The organism is Pseudoalteromonas sp. G4, from assembly GCF_028875915.1.
GTDB lineage: Bacteria > Pseudomonadota > Gammaproteobacteria > Enterobacterales > Alteromonadaceae > Pseudoalteromonas.
Genome location: NZ_JAPEHW010000082.1, coordinates 1 through 18,494, shown reverse-complemented (window position 1 = coordinate 18,494; position 18,494 = coordinate 1). Strand labels below are relative to the sequence as shown.

General features: G+C 39.4%; 12 protein-coding genes. 7 read left to right on the top strand and 5 right to left on the bottom strand.

Going from position 1 to position 18,494, the window contains the following annotated elements; all coding sequences use genetic code 11:
* Nucleotides 1–758: M48 family metallopeptidase (locus ON073_RS17450; RefSeq protein ID WP_274763158.1), on the bottom strand; the 758-nt coding region annotated here is incomplete at its 3' end.
* Nucleotides 759–818: 60 nt separating this feature from the next.
* Here ON073_RS17450 and ON073_RS17445 point away from each other — a divergent pair.
* Both ON073_RS17445 and ON073_RS17440 read left to right on the top strand, forming a co-directional pair.
* Entirely contained in the window at nt 819–2,465 is a 1,647-nt protein-coding gene (locus ON073_RS17445; protein WP_274763157.1) for a response regulator, read from the top strand.
* A 56-nt stretch (nt 2,466–2,521) separates the two neighbouring features.
* A complete protein-coding gene (locus ON073_RS17440) occupies nt 2,522–3,499 on the top strand; it encodes a pentapeptide repeat-containing protein (protein WP_274763156.1) in 978 nt (325 codons plus the stop codon).
* A 382-nt stretch (nt 3,500–3,881) separates the two neighbouring features.
* Here the strand turns inward: ON073_RS17440 and recD are convergent, their stop codons facing one another.
* From recD to recC, 3 genes are read right to left on the bottom strand one after another with little or no spacing between them, the layout of a single operon-like run.
* A complete protein-coding gene (recD, locus tag ON073_RS17435) occupies nt 3,882–5,696 on the bottom strand; it encodes an exodeoxyribonuclease V subunit alpha (RefSeq protein WP_274763155.1) in 1,815 nt (604 codons plus the stop codon).
* Entirely contained in the window at nt 5,689–9,258 is a 3,570-nt protein-coding gene (gene recB / locus ON073_RS17430; RefSeq protein WP_274763154.1) for an exodeoxyribonuclease V subunit beta, read from the bottom strand. Before recB ends, recD begins: the two co-directional genes overlap by 8 nt.
* Nucleotides 9,245–12,526 carry an exodeoxyribonuclease V subunit gamma gene (gene recC, locus ON073_RS17425; RefSeq protein ID WP_274763153.1) on the bottom strand — a complete coding sequence of 1,094 codons (3,282 nt, stop codon included), beginning with the start codon at nt 12,524–12,526 and terminating at the stop codon, nt 9,245–9,247. The genes recB and recC overlap by 14 nt, the downstream gene beginning before the upstream one ends.
* A 145-nt stretch (nt 12,527–12,671) precedes the next feature.
* Between recC and xthA the strand changes: the two genes are divergently transcribed.
* From xthA to rlmA, 3 genes are all read left to right on the top strand, one after another.
* On the top strand, nt 12,672–13,478 hold the full coding sequence (gene xthA / locus ON073_RS17420; protein WP_274763152.1) for an exodeoxyribonuclease III: 807 nt from the start codon (nt 12,672–12,674) through the stop codon (nt 13,476–13,478).
* 15 nt (nt 13,479–13,493) lie between these two features.
* Nucleotides 13,494–14,141 (top strand): hypothetical protein, encoded by a 648-nt coding sequence (locus tag ON073_RS17415; protein ID WP_274763151.1) that lies wholly within the window; start codon nt 13,494–13,496, stop codon nt 14,139–14,141.
* An 84-nt stretch (nt 14,142–14,225) separates the two neighbouring features.
* The gene (gene rlmA, locus ON073_RS17410; protein ID WP_274763150.1) at nt 14,226–15,035 is read left to right on the top strand and encodes a 23S rRNA (guanine(745)-N(1))-methyltransferase; all 810 of its coding nucleotides are present in this window, start codon (nt 14,226–14,228) and stop codon (nt 15,033–15,035) included.
* A gap of 61 nt (nt 15,036–15,096) precedes the next feature.
* Here rlmA and yfbV read toward each other — a convergent pair whose 3' ends face one another.
* The gene (gene yfbV / locus ON073_RS17405; protein ID WP_274763149.1) at nt 15,097–15,543 is read right to left on the bottom strand and encodes a terminus macrodomain insulation protein YfbV; all 447 of its coding nucleotides are present in this window, start codon (nt 15,541–15,543) and stop codon (nt 15,097–15,099) included.
* Nucleotides 15,544–15,682: 139 nt separating this feature from the next.
* Between yfbV and ON073_RS17400 the strand changes: the two genes are divergently transcribed.
* Nucleotides 15,683–16,879 (top strand): acetate kinase, encoded by a 1,197-nt coding sequence (locus ON073_RS17400; RefSeq protein WP_274763148.1) that lies wholly within the window; start codon nt 15,683–15,685, stop codon nt 16,877–16,879.
* A 703-nt stretch (nt 16,880–17,582) separates the two neighbouring features.
* Nucleotides 17,583–18,134, top strand: a complete 552-nt coding sequence (locus tag ON073_RS17395) for a hypothetical protein (RefSeq protein ID WP_274763147.1) — start codon at nt 17,583–17,585, stop codon at nt 18,132–18,134.
* Nucleotides 18,135–18,494 lie beyond the last annotated feature (360 nt).

Genomic DNA, 18,494 nt, shown 5'->3' with positions numbered 1-18,494 from the left:
TGTAAATCTGACGGCATTGCCTTCGATGGTTCGAATCCGTCCCCCTCCACCACTTTCTTTCTGAAGTTTGATACCTTAAATATATCTAACTTAAATCCATTTTCTTTTAGCCAACTTTCAGCCTTTTTGTGTTCTGGATAAAGCATTTTAACTACTTGCCAAAAGCGATGGCTATGATCCATCACCTGCAAATGCGCAACTTCATGAGCAATTACATAATTAATCACCCAAAGTGGTGCACTCGCTAATTGCAAATTAAATTGCAAACGCCCTTTTGTATCACATGACCCCCAGCGGCTTTTAATATGTTTTACACTCACCATTTGGAAGCTCACTTTCAATTTATTAGCCATATCAGCTGCTTTTTCTTCGCAGTAGCTTGTAAGTTGCTGAGCAGCAAATTGCATTAATAAACTAAGTTGTTTCTCTTCAATATGTTTAACACGTTTAGAAGTGTTAATGCGAAGTACGTCACCATCCAGCGTTACTTTGGATTGAACAGAATCTGATTCATAAACGAGTGAATAAGTCTTACCCATGAATGTTACACACTCTAGCTCTAAAACTGATTTGGCTAGCGGACTTTTTTGCTGATTAGCAAGGTGCTTTTCAATCCAATCTTGTTTGCTAGTAAGCCATTGTTCAATCACATTAAGCGCAAGGTAATTTGGTGCGTATACTAATACTTGATTTTCCTTAATTTTTATTGCCAAGGTTTTGCGTTTTATACTGCGTTTTAACTGATATTTGATCGACATTTTTTTCTATTGTGGTTAACTTGCTATAGTTATAAGTATCTTGCGCTAATACGTATATAAATGAGCCAAATCAGCGAAAATTCTTTAAAAGATAAGAGCATTCTTATTATTGATGACCAAAAGTCGTTCCAAAAACTACTTAAAGGTATGCTGGTACAACTCGGTGCTAACAATATTTCATTTTACGATTCGGGTGAAGCTGCGCTTAACAAAATCGAAAAAGATTCGGTAGATATTGTATTTATTGATTATAACCTTGGGCAAGGTAGAAACGGTAAACAGTTTCTTGAAGAATTAAAATACTTAAATAAACTCTCGCGCCACAGCATATCCATTTTAGTCACAGGTGAAAGCACACGCTCAGTTGTATTATCTGTACTCGAAATAGAACCTGATGATTATCTAATCAAACCATTCTCAAGTGGTATGTTAAAAACACGTCTAAATAAACTCTCTGCGAAAAAGAAGTTATTTTATCACGCCAATCAAGCGATCGAAGACGGCCAACTCGCACTCGCTGCTGAGCAATACCTTGAAATTTCAAAAAAAGGTGCTCGCAATGCGCAATTTTGCTTTAAGCGTGCTTGCCAAGTTTATTTTGATTTAGGCGAAAACCAAAAAGCATTTGATCTACTTAATTCAGTGCTCGAAAGTGCAAGGCCAACATGGGCACTGACCTACCTAGCGCAGGCCTGTCTATATTTAACTAAGTATGATCAAGCCATTCGAATATGCGATGAGTTGTTAGGCCAAAATCGATTTAATATTGATGCGTTAGATATAAAAGCCCTTTGCCTTAATCAACTTAACCAAGGGAAAGAGTCTCTGTTTTTAATAGAGCAAAGCTGTAGTATTTCGCCACACTCTTTTGCTAGGCAACGCACTTTTGCAGAAATTGCCCAAGCAAATAATGATCTTGATGCGCTTGTCAAAGCGCAAAATACGTTACTTGCAATGTCAAAAGGCACTGCGTTTGCACATATTGATTACCAATTTAATTATATTCGTGCCATGTTTAGCCAACTCAATAATGCAAACTCTAAACATGAGAAATCAGAGCTTACATCGCAAATTAAAAGCTCTCTTCGTCAAGCACAAAGTGACCCAACGGTTGTTGAGGAGCCCATTCTTTTTAATGAGTTTAATACCTTTTGTGAAGCACGTTTGAGTGTCAGTGAAGGAGAATATTTAACTGCCAAGAAAATCATTGCACCGCTTACTGCAGAGCAATCGTTAAGCCATTCCATTTTGCCTGATTCAATTATGACGTTATTCGATTTAGGCGAATTTGATGATGCCAATGCGCAACTTGAAAAATACCAATCGTCCAAACAAAGTAATAGCCAAGTATTAGCCCAATTACATAGTCGTAATGATGACTTAGCATCTAAACAATCAGAGTTTCAGCAGCATAATTCAAAAGGTATTGAGCTTTATAAGCAAGGTAACTTTCAAGACGCTATTGTACAATTTGAAATGGCGCTCAAACATGCTCCTATGAATACCGGTAGCGCACTAAACTTATTACAAGCATTACTGCAATTACTGCCACGCGCAAGCCAAGCTGCCGATGTTATTTTAGAGAAATGCCAAAGCAACTTTGTTCTGGTTGATGGTATGGCATTGCCGCCACAGCACGCCAAACGTCTCGAAGATCTTAAGTTTGAATACAATAAGTTAGCCAAACTCTATTACCAAGAAAGTTAGCAAAATAAGATTCAAGTGCTAGGCTTACAATATTGCAAGCCAGCTAAATATTGCCTATGAGTCATGCACCTAAATGCCAGTATGTTTCTCCTGAAAATGAACAATGTTGTGAATTGGATATGGGTGGCGGTTACTGTTTTTGGCATGACCAAAAATATGATAAAAGCGGTTTAGCACTTACCGAAAAACTTGAGCGCTACGCCCAACGTGGTGGTTTATTAAAAGGGCTGCAACTCAAACGCGCAGATCTCACTGGTTTAAATCTAGTAAATCACCAAGGTGAACATTTCAATTTATCCTACAGCAATTTTTATCGCGCCAATATGCAAAATGCACATCTTTATAATACCTGTATTCGCAATGCATCGCTTATGAAAGCTGACTTACGGGACGCTAATTTACACTGTGCCAAGCTCGAAGGAACTAACCTACTTGGCGTAAAATTAATTGGTGCGCGCATCGATAATATGAAACTTGGGCACACCCTGCTACAAGAAGACCTTGCTCGCAAAGCTGAAAAGCAAAATGACAGTGATAAAGCGCTCGACTATTTTGAGCAATCTGAAGAAATTTATCGAGATTTAAGAAACGCCGCTGAAAATCAGGGGCTTTTAGAAGTATCAGGCAAGTTCAATCACAAAGTGTTGATAATGCGCCGCCATCAATACCCTAAATGGTCTCGTCATCGTATGGCATCTAAATTTTTTGATGTGTTATGTGGCTACGGTGAGCGCCCTGTTAATGTGATTTTCTTTTCAATGATGTTAATTTTGATCTGTGCTCTTTGCTACTTTGCGTTTGGCGTGAGCTATAACGAACAAACCTTACAATTTAACCCAGCACACAGTTTAAAAGACAACTTAATGGCACTTGGTAACAGCTTATACTTTTCCGTTGTCACCTTTACTACCCTTGGCTATGGCGACATAACACCGCTTGGATATTCGCGCTTAATTGCCGCAGTCGAAGCCTTTTGCGGCAGTTTTTCGTTAGCGCTTTTCGTGGTTGTGTTCGTTAAGAAAATGACACGATAACATCAATGAATGTTGCCAATAATAAACAACATCATAAACACAACACTAAGCAATCTAAAAAAGAATAGCTGACCTTTTAAGCTTCTAACCTGTTTAGAGGTTTTAAATACTTTTAACTCTAATGCTTTACAATATTCTCGACTAATCATAATAGGATCCTCATCAATTGGGTTTGGCCCTATCAGTTTTGCCACCTTTGGCATCTCACGTTAATGCATGCATAAATGCGACCAAGTTTTGGTGACAATTTTACTTATTGTGATCCCTAACGTTACATTAATACCAACCATGATTACCTTATTAATACGTAATAAACCTTCATTAGGTTGATATTAACTGCGTCCTATTTTAACCATCGGCCAAACTGTCTAAATATTGAGCGCTATAAGCGAGTTTGTTGAAATCGTTCAAATAACCCTGAATAACGTGATACGGTTTTTGCCATTGCCCTTTCTAAACCACCAGCAAGCGATATTAATTCAAACGAAGTTTTCGCGCGGGTAATACCTGTGTATACCAACTGACGATTAACGACTGGAGAGTTTGCTGGCAATACCATGGCAACATCTTTAAATTCAGACCCTTGCGATTTATGTATGGTCATCGCATAAACAGTATCAAACTGAGGTAAACGGGTCGTAGAAATCACCCTTTCCGCTCCTTGATCATCAATAAAGCTTGCCATTAAACGGTCGTTTTCATCTTTGATAATAATGCCAATATCCCCGTTAAACAGATTCAACTGGTAATTGTTTTCGCTCACCATAATTGGCATACCAATATAAAAAGCACCACTGCGCTGGATCAAGTTGCTGTTACTTAACTCTTTTTCAATTTTAGTATTTAGTTCATTGGTGCCATAAGGCCCAACGCGCGTTGCACAAAGTACTTGATAGTTGGCAAATGCACTGTGAATTTCACTAATTGATGCGCCTTGTTTTATTGCAGATAAATACGCTTCATACTTACTTGCAGCCCGTTCAACAAATACTTTGAAATCAGTCTCTAATGAGCTAAACGTTAAGTCACTAAAATTATCTGAATAAACCTGATGTAGCGCATTAATATCATTGCTGTTTACCGCTTTTGCCAATCGCCCAATACCACTGTCTGATTTAAAGCGATGACTCACCTGCAAAAAAGCTAAATTATCATTTAATAAATAGTCATTTTGTTGTGTTGCACTAATAGGTTTACCTAATAACTGTGCAAGTTGTTTTGCAGTTTGCCCAGTGTAAGAATGATCTTTACCTAACATCAACGGTTTACATAAGTCCGACAACACATTACCAGTATCAACCGATGACAATTGATCTTTATCACCTAATAAGATCACGCGTGCATGCTTAGGCAAGGCATCAAACAACTTGGCTAACATGGCTAAATCAACCATAGATGCTTCATCTAAGATAACTAAATCGACATCTAATGGGTTTTGTTGGTTATGACGAAATTTATTGGATAAATGGATCACCCCCAATAAACGGTGCAGCGTTTGCGCTGTATCAGGAATATGCTTTGCAATTTGCGAATCAATATTCAAAAACTGTTTTGCATTAGCAATCGACTCGCTTAATCTAGCAGCGGCTTTACCAGTAGGTGCAACAAGTTGTACTTTTAGGGGCACTTTACAGTAAAGCGATTGCAAAATTGCCAATAACTTTGTCACTGTGGTGGTTTTTCCGGTACCAGGCCCGCCTGAAATAATACAAAAGCGCTTAAGACAAGCAACCGCACACGCCACTTTTTGCCAATCTATGTCGTTAGTTGGTTCAAAATAGTTTGTTAGCAGGTTTTTTAGTTGCTCATTATCTAAATTAGGCTCTAATGCGTTACGTGCTGTAATAGCGTTAACAAACACCTTTTCATAATCGTCATAGCGGGCAAAATAAAGGTTGTCGTTATATAAACGCAGTGGCTTGTCATTACCTACCGCAATATGTGATGTTAGCAGTGCTGCAAAATCATCTTGTGCGGTAAAAGGCGATTCTTTTTTACCATGGCTTGTTAATGCTAAATGAAATGGATCATCTCTATCAATGCTAGTAAGCGGTAAACACGAATGTTGCGAACGCACTGCACGGCTTAATAACAACACCATATAAAATACGGGTGAATCTGATTCTGCTACTAAAATTTCAGCAAGTTGAATATCAAACGCATCGATTTTGTCATGTTCAATAAGTAACTTACGCATTAAATGTCCCCTTATCGAATAAACTATCGAGTGCCAATACTTGCTCTATACTGGGCTCTTTATAATAAATGCCATGCCCTGATGGCATACCACGCATAAACAAATAAAAGCTGCCGCCCAAATGGGTATGAATATCATAATTACGAATACGGCTTTTTAATAAACGGTGCAGTGCAACGGTATACAATAAATATTGCAAATGGTAATGGTGAGAGCTCATGACACTTTCCATATTATCTTGGCTGTAATCATCCCCACTCTCACCTAAGTAATTCGACTTATAATCAAGAACATAATAACGCCCGTCATAACAGAAAATTAAATCGATAAAGCCCTTTAACATGCCACTAATGGTGGCATTGCTAAGTGGCGTAAAATGGTCACGACTTTGCGTTAATAAAATATCGTTTAGTTTGCGGGTGACAAGCGCATTTGCCGGCAGCATAAATTCCATTTCAATTAAACACTGCGCCATATTTAAATCACTCATTGCTACAGTAAGTGGCGCTAATGGCTTTGTTAGTAATTGCTGTATCCAATTTTCAACCACACTTTGCCATTCACTTTCTATTTGGTAAGCCAAGAGTTGTTTTTCAACCACCTCACTGAGCGGCAACTTTTGTTGATAAACAGGTGTGTTTGGTGCATTAAAATCAATTTCTTCCATAATGGCATGTAAGCAACTACCCGCATTTGCACCCTTAGGGAAACTAAATTCGCTTTGTAATTGATTAACAGCTGCTGTTTGCCAATCAAGCAGATGCATTTCATCATTAGCACCTTGTTTATAGTCAAACGCTTCGCTATCGCCATGACTTACTTTTGTTAGCGATGAAAAGCTGCTTAATCGCCATTGATTAGGCACAGCTTGCTCTTTTTGTTTTACTATGCACTCAGTGTTTGCGCTGCTGTCTGATGTATAAATTTCAGCGGCTTCAGGTAAAGAGTAACAGCTTGCGGTTAGCCCAGTATGCCCAGCACAAAAAGTGCTGAGTTGTGCATACCAATCATGGCCGGTATCGATATCATCTTTATCAAACAACAAATGGCCAAGCGGCGTTTTGCTAATGCCAGTTTTTTTACTGCGCCCGTCTTTGCAGTTATAAAGCCCAACCACCAAGTAGTGTACAGCCCGTGTAAGTGCTACGTAGAGCAAACGCAAATCTTCAGCAAGGCTCTCTTTATTGGCAATAGCTTTAGCGTCATCCGATGGGTTTAAATCGTAAATAAGTTTGCCGTTTTCATCATGGTATACCGCTTCGCTGTTTTCTCTAAAACTAGCGGCAAACGGCATATAAACTACGGGGTATTCAAGGCCCTTCGAGCCATGCATCGTCACGATATTTACCAATTGCAGATCGGTTTCTAAACGAAGTTGCGACCCTTCTGCGGCAAATTTAGTAATTTGATCATGCAGCCAATGTAATAATCGATGATAGCTATTCAGTGACAGTTGTTTTTGCTGCAGTAACTCACCTAAGTGACGAATATCAGTGAGTAATCGCGCTACATCCCAACCTTTTTGTTGCCAGCGGCTCGGCAGTGCGTTTTGCTCAACCAGCGACTCAATAACCGCCATTACGCCTTTTTGCAGTAACAATAATTTAAGCGCGGCAAAGGTATCTAAAGTGTCTTCCCAAGCTTTGGTATTTTGCGTAAGTTGATGCACATCTGCATAGTTGAGCGCAAAAAGCGGCCCAACTAACACGCCACGAAAAGTTGCCTCATTGTAGGGTGCAAGTAACGCAGATAAAAACGTCAAAAGATGGCTTGCTAACGGCGTTTCAAACACACTATCACGAGAGAGAAATACGCTAGCAACACCAAGTTTTTGCAGCGCCGTTTTAATCATATTCGCTTGGTTTCTATCACGCACCAATACCGCAATATCACTCGCTTTAAGTGGCACTTGTTCGATTACAGCGCGTTTACCTTTTCCTGCAATCAATAACGATGAAATTTGGGCTGCGCAAATGGCGGCCAGTTGGCCATCACCTGTGCCTTTGGCAATGGTGTCATCCAGTTCATCAAGCACACAAAAATGAATGCCCGATTTGCCTTTACCATCAACAAATAGACCGTCTTCTTCACTTTTGCCAAAGGCATTTACTTTGGCAAAAGGAATGTCTTTATTGAAAATAAAGCTATCGTCTTTCAGCGAGAAAATACTGTTAACACCATCCACAATCTGCTTGGAAGAACGATAGTTGGTATCAAGCGTATAATGACTATCAATAGGTACTTGGTGCTTTGCATCAATGTAGGTAAATATATCGGCACCACGAAAGCCATAAATGGCTTGTTTCGGGTCGCCAATCATAATCAGAGCATTGTCTTTGTCTGATACGTTGCTATTGCGCAAATAAATATTGGCGAAAATACCGTATTGAATTGGGTCGGTATCTTGGAACTCATCAATTAATGCCACTGGGTACTGCGCTAAAATAGCATTGGCAAGTTCGCCGCTGGTGTTACTTTCAAGCGCTTGGCTTAAGTTCTTTAATAAATCATCGGGGTTAATCAACTGATGCTTTTGCTTTTCGCTTAAAAGCCAATCAACTAAATAATGATAAGCACTTATTAAAATAGACACTGGCAGTGCAGCCTCGGCTTTTTCTTTAAGTACGCTTAATTCATCAAACTGTGCTGCAAGCGAATGAGTTACAGGTGATTTATCTTTTAAATAATTGCCTTTATCGGCAAATGCTTGCTCACCCCATATTTCAAACGAACGATTTGAAGCGCCGACAAAGATAACCTCATCACTCTCACAATAATCCTTTAATAAGCCTAAGTTTTTACTGCTGGCAATTGGTTTAGACTTTTTAAATGGCGTATTCTCAATAAAACCTATAAATTCTTCTGCTAACACTTGGGCTTTTAAGTTATTGGCTTTTTCAACTAACTGACTTTGCAGTAATAACGCATCATCAAAGCTATATTGCGGCGTAATTTCGATGCCTGTACGACTGAGTAAACCAAACAGGTTTTTAAGAATCGCATCTGGTGATGAAAAACAGTTGGTGACTGCGGCATAACTTTGTTTATTAAGCGGAAATACAAACTGGCGCCAAAAATCTTTAATCGCCGTTTCAAGCAGTTCACTTTGATCCATAATAAACTGCAAATTAAACGCCATACCCGATTCAAACGCATGCTGCTTTAGCATGCGTTGGCAAAAGCCGTGAATGGTAAATATCGCAGCATCATCGAGTGATTTTACTGCGCTATCAATGCGGTAAAATGCATTGTGGTGATCGTCAATCAATTCAAACAGCTGATTAACCACCTCATCTTTTGTTTCTTTACCCAGCAGTTTATCGCGCAGCGTAATTAAGCGCTGGCGTACCCGGTCTTTAATTTCAGCGGTGGCGGCCTCAGTAAACGTCACAACCAGTATTTGTTCGATGCTAAGTGGCGTTTGTTTTTCACCATCTTTGCTAAAACCCAGTAACAAGCGTAAATAAAGCGCGGTAATGGTGTAAGTTTTTCCTGTACCCGCACTTGCTTCAATTAAGTTCGCGCCACACAGTGGCATCGCCATTGGATTAAGCTTTTGCATATTTATGCTCCGTGATAATGGCATCGATTGGTGCAAGGTAGGTTTCTGTCAATGCGATAAATTCATCTGCCACACTCTCGAGTGTGGTGAAATCAAGTGAAATGTAAGGGTCGCTTACCTCATTCCTGCCAACAAACGGCGTACCAGAGAAAACAGCTTCAGCTGAGGCAAGCTCACGTTTTTGTAAATAACTAAAACCAGCATTAGCGAAAAACGGTAACGGACGCGTAAAGATTTGGGTATAAAGCGCAACCCACTTTTCAAGTAGTGCATAAGCTTCGTCTTCTGCTAATTGTTGGTACTCTAAATAGCCATTTAACGATAAAAATAAAGTGGTGTTCACATTACCTGATGCACAGCCTGCAAGGTGATATAAATACCCAGCTATTTTATCTTTCGCTTTCAAGGCCCCTGTTGGCCTGTAGAGGTATTGATTGGCTAGGGATACTGATTTTAATGTGCCATTAAGCTGTAACTGCGTAAATGCTAAATCAATACGAATAAGTTCATTACTTTGTGCTTGCTGTGTAATAACCTGATGACGTTTAAGTTCAGTTAACAGTGGCGTAACTGCAGTAACCATTGTTTCTAAAGCAAGCTCTGCCCCTGCACCTTGGGGTAAATCACCTCTGGCAATAATGGCATCAAGGTTTGGCGTATTATCAAGGTAATCTTGTTCAATAATTTCTTGATAATAGCGATAACGTGTTAGCCCATCTAGCACAAAGGTTTCATCATCTTGGTTATTATATTGATAGTCGCCTAAGCGTGCGCCTATGGTATAGCGATAAAATGATTGCTGTGGCGCAAGCAACTGCTGAATAAACATCGCAAGGTCAATTTTCGAGTCTAATTCAGGCGCAAGTGGCTCAACATGTGTACTCGTTAATTGCGCTTTGGGTAGCCAAATCGGGTTGTAACTTTGCATTGATGATGCTTGGTAATACGCTGGGTTAAACGGCTGCAAGTAATGATTTACCGTAAGCGAGTCGATAAGTTTATTTTCTGGATGGGTAAATACCCGAGATAAATAATCTGTGAGCTCACTCACTAGCACACTCGGAAGACGCTCAGAGTTATCAACGCACGAATTGCCCATATAACTTAAATACACATGCTCACGCGCACTTAGTAGCGCTTCAAGGAAGAGATATCGGTCGTCCATTTTACGCGAACGGTCGCCTTTTTGAGGTTTACTGTGTTGCAATAAATCAAAACCAAGGGGCTGCACACTGCGTGGATAATCACCATCGTTTAACCCTAAAATGCATACCACTTTAAACGGTACTGCACGCATTGGCATTAAAGTACAAAAGTTAACTTGCCCCATAAAAAAGCGCTGTCCAACGCCTTTTTGCATTAGCTGTTGTTTTAAAATATGTACCATTAAGGTTTGCGACACTAAACCGCTGTGATCGCCATTGTCAAAATGCATAAGCATTTTTTCTAGCGCTTTTTGAATAAAGCTTAAATCGTTATTTTGACTGGCGTCAGTTGCATAAAAACGCATTGCTAATTGCTGTAGCTGCCCTACTTTATCTGCTAAATTACCATTCACTTTAAGTGCACTTTGCGTGTCTTCTAAGGCGTCAAAAAAGTGAATTAGCTTTGCCAGTGTTTCCACTGCCATGCCTTCCACTTCATCTGCAGCATAAAGCGTATTAAATTCGGTGGTTTCATCTTTCATGGCAAAGCCAAGCACTAAACGAGAAAGTCCTTGGCGCCAGCTGTTAATATCAATTTGAGGTTGGTTAAACTCACCTTTATGCTGGCCATCAATGCCCCAACGAATATTTACTTGCTCTAACCAATAACTAATTTGAGTAAGTTCTTCACTGGTAATCTCAAATTTTACTGATATTTCGTCAACTTGCAGTAAATCGAGAATATCTGAAACATAAAAACGGCATGCTCCTATATCGGCAAGCTTGATAAAGCTGTTCACAATCGGTTTTTCTTGTTCTACACCTAAATCAGATATCGCAAACGGAATATAACGATTGTCTTTGGCACTACCAAACACCGCTTCAATATATGGGCTGTATTGGCCAGAGTCTGGCATCATCACAATAATATCGCGCGGGGTAAGTTCTGGGTTTTCAGTGAACAGATTAAGTAAATGGTCGTGCAAGGCTTCAACTTCACGCAGTGCATTATGACAGCGTGAAAACATCAGTGATGGTAACGCTGAGCTTTCGCTAAACGAAAGTTTTCCCTCATCTGAGACAAACCAGGTTGGATCGCTGGCTAGTGGCACGCCTTTAAAGGCTAATTCAAAAATCTCTTGTTGTAATTTGCCGAGCAAATTATCTGCAAACTTTTCAATATATAAATCAGTCCACTGTGCATCTAGTTCTACTAATTGCTCTAAATATTCGCGCCCTAACTTACCCCATGAAGCTAACAGTGGATTACCAACGATATAGTAATCTTCGCCCTCAGCATCGATATTTGGCTTTACTTCATAATTGGCAATGATTTTTGCTTTAGTTTTCTCATCAACCACATCACCCCAATAATGTTTACTGGGGTTGCACAAATAAATATATACATCAATGTGCTCTGCCAATGCTTGAAATACTTCAAGTTGTTGGCTTGGTATTGCTGAGAGACCAAAAATATATAAATTTTGATGGCTAAGTGAAACCGGCTTGGTGCTAAGAGCACTGATTAATTCTTGATGTAAATTAGCTCGGTGATACGGGTTTTGCCCCAAAATTTGAGTGTGTTCAATTAACTTACGCCAAAGAATTGGCTGCCAAGGTGCAATTGATATATCTACATCCGCTAATTCGTCACTCCCTTGTTGCCAACTTTCTAACCACTGAGGGCGGTACATTAAATATTGGTCAAATGCATCGGCAATTTTTTCACATAATCCAAATAAACGCGTGTCACTATCAAGTGCGGTTTTAGTCTCAATTAAATACTGCTTTAACAAAGAGAATTCAGTTTGCTCTAAACAACTTGGCAAAATGTTAAACAGCTTCCACGCCATATTATTTTTATTAAATGATGAATCTTCCGGTACATCGGGCAGTAAATTTTGGTACAAACGCCAGATATAACTGGATGGCAGCACATAATCAATTTGCCCAGTAACACCATGCTGCTCGGCAATCAGAACCTTTAACCACTGCGCCATACCGGGTGATTGCACCAGCACTTGCTCTTGGTCAAAAATGCTGGGATTGGGACTGTGTAGTAACGACTGAGATAAGTGAAGCTGAAGCGCTTCCATACGGTTTGATTGAATAATATGCAGCATTTTTAGAACAAACTAACTAATTGGTTTACCTTATATTAATTTAAATAAATGCGGCTGACTATGAAAGAGTAAAAAGCTAACGTGCCGCTATTCTTTTTGTTAGACTAAAGGCATTTAAACACCCATAAATATTTTTAGGTGAACAATGAAAGTAATCAGTTTAAATATAAACGGCTTACGTGCCCGTTTACACCAACTTCAAGCAGTGATTGATAAGCACCAACCTGATGTTATCGGCTTACAAGAAATTAAAGTGCATGATGAAGCGTTTCCTGTTGCAGATGTTGAAGCAATGGGTTATCACGTGGCATTTCATGGTCAAAAAGCCCACTACGGTGTGGCGGTTCTAACAAAGCAAGCGCCAATCGCGATTGAAAAAGGCTTTCCAACTGATACCGATGAATCGCAAAAGCGTATGATTATCGCAACGGTAGCGGATAAACATGGCAACCCAGTTAAAATTTTAAACGGCTACTTTCCACAAGGCGATAATATTGCCCACGAAACTAAATTCCCATATAAGCGTCAATTTTATGCTGACTTAATGACATACCTTGATGATCATGATCCAAATGAACAGATTATCGTAATGGGTGATATTAATATCTCACCAATTGACTTAGATATTGGTATTGGTGAGCCAAACAAGAAGCGTTGGCTTAAAACCGGTAAATGTTCATTCCAACCAGAAGAGCGTGAATGGTTAGCGCGTTTATTAGATTGGGGATTAGTTGATACCTTTAGAGCGTTAACCCCAGATGCCACTGAAAAATATTCGTGGTTTGATTATCGTTCGAAGGGCTTTGACGATAACCGCGGCCTGCGTATTGACGTTGTGCTGGCAACCAAAGGGCTTGCTGAAAAGTGTGTCGAGTCAGATATTGATTATGAACTACGTGGCATTGAAAAACCATCGGATCATGCACCAATTTGGGCGTCATTCGATATTTAACCTCAGGTACGCTTTGTGGAATTTGATTTAGCTGAATTAACCTGTTTACTGTTATTTGCTATTGCGCTAATTAAATCGCTCGATGCAAAAACACGTAGTATTTTATTTAGCAATCAAGTTGTTCAGCGAAGTGTACTTGCCATCAGTTTAATGCTGGTGGGGTTTTGGTCTTTAAAGGCTGGGCTTTACCCCGGCCTTGATATTCATGTTTTAGCACTAACTGGCGTAACGCTAACCCTTGGCCCTCGCCTCGCGATAATTACCGCAGCGCTTAGCCATAGCTTGCAATTGGGCCTTGGTTTGGTGCCGATTGAACAAATCGGCAGTTATGCCCTGCTTACTTCCTTAGCGCCAATTTTATTTAGTTATGCGCTATTTTTGCTGTGCTATCAGTATATTACTCGTCATTTATTTGTTTATATTTTTATCAATAGCTTTTTAGGAGCAGGTCTTACCGCCATCTTTCATATTGGTTTAATGACTGGCTACCACTATTTTTCGGGTCATTATGATTGGCAAACCCTATTTGATAACTACACCTTTTTAGCAAGTTTAATCTGGTTTCCAGAAGCCACAATCAATGGCATGGCAATGACGGTACTGATAATTTACCGCCCACATTGGGTAAGAACCTTTTACGATAACGAATATTTAGCAAAATAAGCCTCTTATTTAAGACAGCAAATCTCGAATCTATGCAGGGTTTAAGGTTATAATCACCCCATTATTTACTGCTTTGCTATGCTAATGTCACAAATCTATTTTTGCCCACTTTGCCAAACGCCCCTTTCAAATGACACACATCGTCTAATATGCAGCAATAACCACAGCTTTGATAAAGCCAAAGAAGGCTATGTTAATTTGCTTCCAGTACAAAACAAAAAAAGCAAAGATCCCGGTGATAATAAAGACATGGTAATCGCACGTCGCGAGTTTTTAGCGCGCGGCTATTATGATTTTTTACGTGAAGCAATGTGCCAAATAATAAGCGAAGTGGCAGGTGAAAATACTTTGTTAGATGTTGGCTGTGGCGAAGGCTTTTACACCCATAAGTTTAATGAGTGTAATAATGTAATATCAACGTATGGCCTTGATATTTCTAAGCCTGCTGTAAAATACGCGGCTAAACGCTTCAAAGATTGTCATTTCAGTGTTGCCTCATCATCAAATGCCCCATTCGAGAATAATGCGTTTGATATTGTCACTAGTGTTTTTTCGCCTCTTTTTGATAAAGAACTTGCACGCCTAACCAATGACAATGGAACACTTATCGTGGCAAGCCCAGGTGACAATCATCTAACAGAGCTAAAAGCGCTTATTTATAAAGAAGTTAATCCGCACCAAGCCGTAGAAACACCTACTGGATTTGAGCTTGTTAATCACAACTTACATACCGAGGTGGTAGAGCTTGAGCTTGAAGCATTAACTGAGCTGATAAAAATGACGCCGTTTGCATGGAAATTTAGGCCAGAGCATTGGCAATCGCTTGCGCAGAAAGTGCCCTTTAAGGTGACTTTATCATTTTATGTCAGTGTCTTTAAAAAAGTGAAAGCTTAACCATAAAACTCTAGCGAAAAGTGTCGCTTTAAATGCGACACTTTTTTAAATGTGGACGTGTTTAAAAAAGATCGCGCTTAAAAGCATTATCCATTTTTTCATACACTTCTTTAAGTAGGTACGCCAAATCGCCATAACGCGGCTTGGTGATAGACACGGGAGGTTCTACTCCGTGTTCAGTCATTTTACCGTACACCTCACGAAACCAAATAGCCTCTTGTGGTGGCAATAAGGTGTTCGCGCGCTTGCCAAGCCAATATAGGCCTTGTACTGGCATTGAGAGTAAAAATAATGAAAAAGTTAACGCTTGCGGTAAGTAATCCGTTGTTAGAAAGTTAACTTGCACAAAAATACTTAACACAGCGAGTAACGGTACAATTTTAATCGCCAAGTTTGTTGCTTTAATTACTCGGAACTCAAGAAAAACTGCACCTAGCTTAGGCTCTAACGGCCAAGTTTTGCTGTAATGATGCCCATCAGAAATTTGCGCTAACATTGATTTTTGCATTACCACCTCGAAATTGCATTGAGCCTCTATAATTACCTAACGAAAAAGTAATTTTTAGGGTAAAATTGCAACTATTAAAGTCAAGTATACCATAGTCTGAAATGACTGCCGAAAAATCTGTTTAAGGAAACTATTAACTATGTCGCACAATGTGCTCGTACTAAATTGTGGAAGTTCAAGTTTAAAATTCGCCATTATTGATGCAACCTCTGGCAGCGCTAGCCTGACAGGCCTTGCCGAATGTTTATCACTGGATAATGCATCGCTAAGCTACAAACTTAACGGCGAAAAACACAAAATAGACTTAGCAAAAGGGGCACAACACGACGCTGCAATCGCAGAAATTGTTAACTTAATTAAACAACAACATTTAAATGAAAGCCTTATTGCTGTTGGCCACCGCGTAGTTCATGGCGGTGAAGCATTTACCGGCTCAGTGATAATCGACAATGCAGTAATCAATGGTATTGAGAACAATGTTGCCCTTGCGCCACTTCATAACCCTGCTAATTTAATGGGTATTCGCGCTGCACAAGCTGCCTTTGCAAATTTACCGCAAGTAGCTGTGTTTGATACTGCGTTTCACCAAACTATGGAAAAGCAAGCATATCTCTATGCCCTGCCTTTATCACTTTACAAAGAGCACGGTGTGCGCCGCTATGGTTTCCACGGTACAAGCCACTTTTTTGTTGCAAACGAAGCAGCTAAGTTAATTAACAAGCCAATTGAGCAGAGCGCGATTATCACTGCCCATTTAGGCAATGGCTGTTCTGTAACAGCAGTTAAAAATGGTAAAAGCGTTGATACCAGCATGGGTTTGACACCACTTGAGGGCTTAGTGATGGGCACGCGCTCTGGTGATTTAGACGCTGGTCTTTATAACTATTTATCTGCCACTTTGAACTACTCAAATACACAAATTGACGCAATGCTAAATAAACAAAGTGGATTACTTGGTTTAAGTGAGCTTTCAAGCGATTGCCGTGAAATTGAAGAAGCCGCAGAACAAAATCATGTTCAAGCAAAACTTGCGTTAGACGTGTTTTGTTACCGCTTAGCAAAATATATCGCTTCATACGTTGTGCCACTGGGGCAATTAGACGCCATTGCATTTACTGGCGGCATTGGTGAAAACTCATCACTTATACGTGAGAAAGTAATTAATTTACTTAGTTTTTTTGCTTTTGACCTTGACCATGATGCCAACCTTGCAGCGCGTTTTGGTAACGCTGGCGTAATTGCAACAAACCCATTAGGATCAAAAGTACTCGTTGTACCAACTAATGAAGAATGGCAAATATCACGACATTGCTTAGAGTTACTTGATTTAAATTAGAAGTCAATAAGCCTGAGCTTAAAAAAGCTCAGGCTTTTATCTAAATGAAAAATAATATCTATTCATTATCAACTATTTAAAAAATATAAACTCTGAAAACTCACCAACTTCCTCTCTTCTGAAAGAGCAAAACCGCAGTTTGCTGCAAGCAAAATGCAATAAAAAGCGCATCAGCATGATGCCAACAAGCGCGTAATTTGATTTGTCAACATGACAAATCAAATGAAGCCAACGCGCTATCTACAGCTGGTCTGTAGTACCCGCATTTTCGTTTTGCCTTCAGCAAAATTCGCAAAGAGTTTGTAAAACTCGTAAGTGAACCATGGCTTTCGTTAGAAAGCAGCACGTTAATAGTGGCTAAACGTTTTGTAAAAACAGCCACAATTAAAAACGGGCGGAAATGCGGGTACTACAGAGCGTAGCTCGGTAGATAGCGCGAGCACTTTAAACGCCCAGTGCGTAGCACGCAGAGTCATTGCTTTGCGTAGCAAAACCCAGCAATGACATGTGGTTAAAGTGCTTATAGTTGAGTTGCAACGCAAAGAAACTATTAGCCGAGAGGCTATTTTCATCACACAGTGATTGCAAGATTTATATCGAGTCTTTTTTTGTTGTCACTAGCAATGAATATTGCTAGTCCGTTAATTTGACTGCTACTTGTAAGTATTGAATAATCAAAATTCAACATGTGTAAAAGGATTTTATGATGAAGATGATTTTTGTTGATGCAGAAAATATTGGCTTAAAAGAACTTGAAAAAGTAAACGCCACAATTATTGATAAAGTGTTTGTTTTCTCAAAAGTTGAAAGCATCAAACGCGTGTGTGAACAGCAACTATTTTTGTGCTTATCAGATTACCCTAGTTCGTCTAACCAAGCTGATTTTTACATCATCGCTTACTTATCGCGTATTCTTGCCTCAATACCAAAACCTCAAGTTAAAAACGTTGAGTTTTGTTTATACACGAATGACACAAGCCTAATTGATGCGTTTGAGTTTCAGTGTGCATTATTTGGCGCAAAGACAAGCATCATAAAAACAAAAGACGATACTGTTGTATCTATTCAGCCAAAAACACATGTCGAGCTAGTGTTTGAGGCATTAAATCAACCAAGGCCACTAAACGATAAATTGCAAAAGCAGTTAGGGTTAACTAAAGCAGAGTTTTGCCGCGCTATTACCTCGTTAAACAAAGCAAATAAAATCATTCGCTCACCCAATAACAAAAAACATTGGGTGCAAAAAACGGCTTAATCAAAATTTTAGCTATTCGTATTCATTTCATAAGATAACTTCACCGAAGCACAGGCGACGAACAACTGGTGCGCGCATAACTTATAAGCCAGCGCTGTTCGAAAAATGGATTGTTTGCCAAGGGTGTTGAGATCCGAAGAGTGCACTCAGATTTTATTTTAATTAAGAGATAAAGCGATGAATACGAGCTAATAATTTATAAAAGCGGGTATATTGACGAATCTATCCGCTTTTATTTTTGTACTTTTTAAATTTAGTGCGATAAACATCGCTATTTTGCATGTCTTAAATCTAGTTAATTACTGAATTAATAAAATGAGTAATTAAAAATGAACAAACCCCTAAACGAATTGCTAAATG

Bases quoted from the DNA above. Each gene is read 5' to 3' on its own strand.
- ON073_RS17440 (WP_274763156.1), top strand. From the start codon at position 2,522: ATGAGTCATGCACCTAAATGCCAGTATGTTTCTCCTGAAAATGAACAA.
- ON073_RS17445 (WP_274763157.1), top strand. From the start codon at position 819: ATGAGCCAAATCAGCGAAAATTCTTTAAAAGATAAGAGCATTCTTATT.
- rlmA (WP_274763150.1), top strand. From the start codon at position 14,226: ATGTCACAAATCTATTTTTGCCCACTTTGCCAAACGCCCCTTTCAAAT.
- recD (WP_274763155.1), bottom strand. From the start codon at position 5,696: ATGCGTAAGTTACTTATTGAACATGACAAAATCGATGCGTTTGATATT.
- recC (WP_274763153.1), bottom strand. From the start codon at position 12,526: ATGCTGCATATTATTCAATCAAACCGTATGGAAGCGCTTCAGCTTCAC.
- xthA (WP_274763152.1), top strand. From the start codon at position 12,672: ATGAAAGTAATCAGTTTAAATATAAACGGCTTACGTGCCCGTTTACAC.
- ON073_RS17400 (WP_274763148.1), top strand. From the start codon at position 15,683: ATGTCGCACAATGTGCTCGTACTAAATTGTGGAAGTTCAAGTTTAAAA.
- ON073_RS17395 (WP_274763147.1), top strand. From the start codon at position 17,583: ATGATGAAGATGATTTTTGTTGATGCAGAAAATATTGGCTTAAAAGAA.
- yfbV (WP_274763149.1), bottom strand. From the start codon at position 15,543: ATGCAAAAATCAATGTTAGCGCAAATTTCTGATGGGCATCATTACAGC.
- recB (WP_274763154.1), bottom strand. From the start codon at position 9,258: ATGCAAAAGCTTAATCCAATGGCGATGCCACTGTGTGGCGCGAACTTA.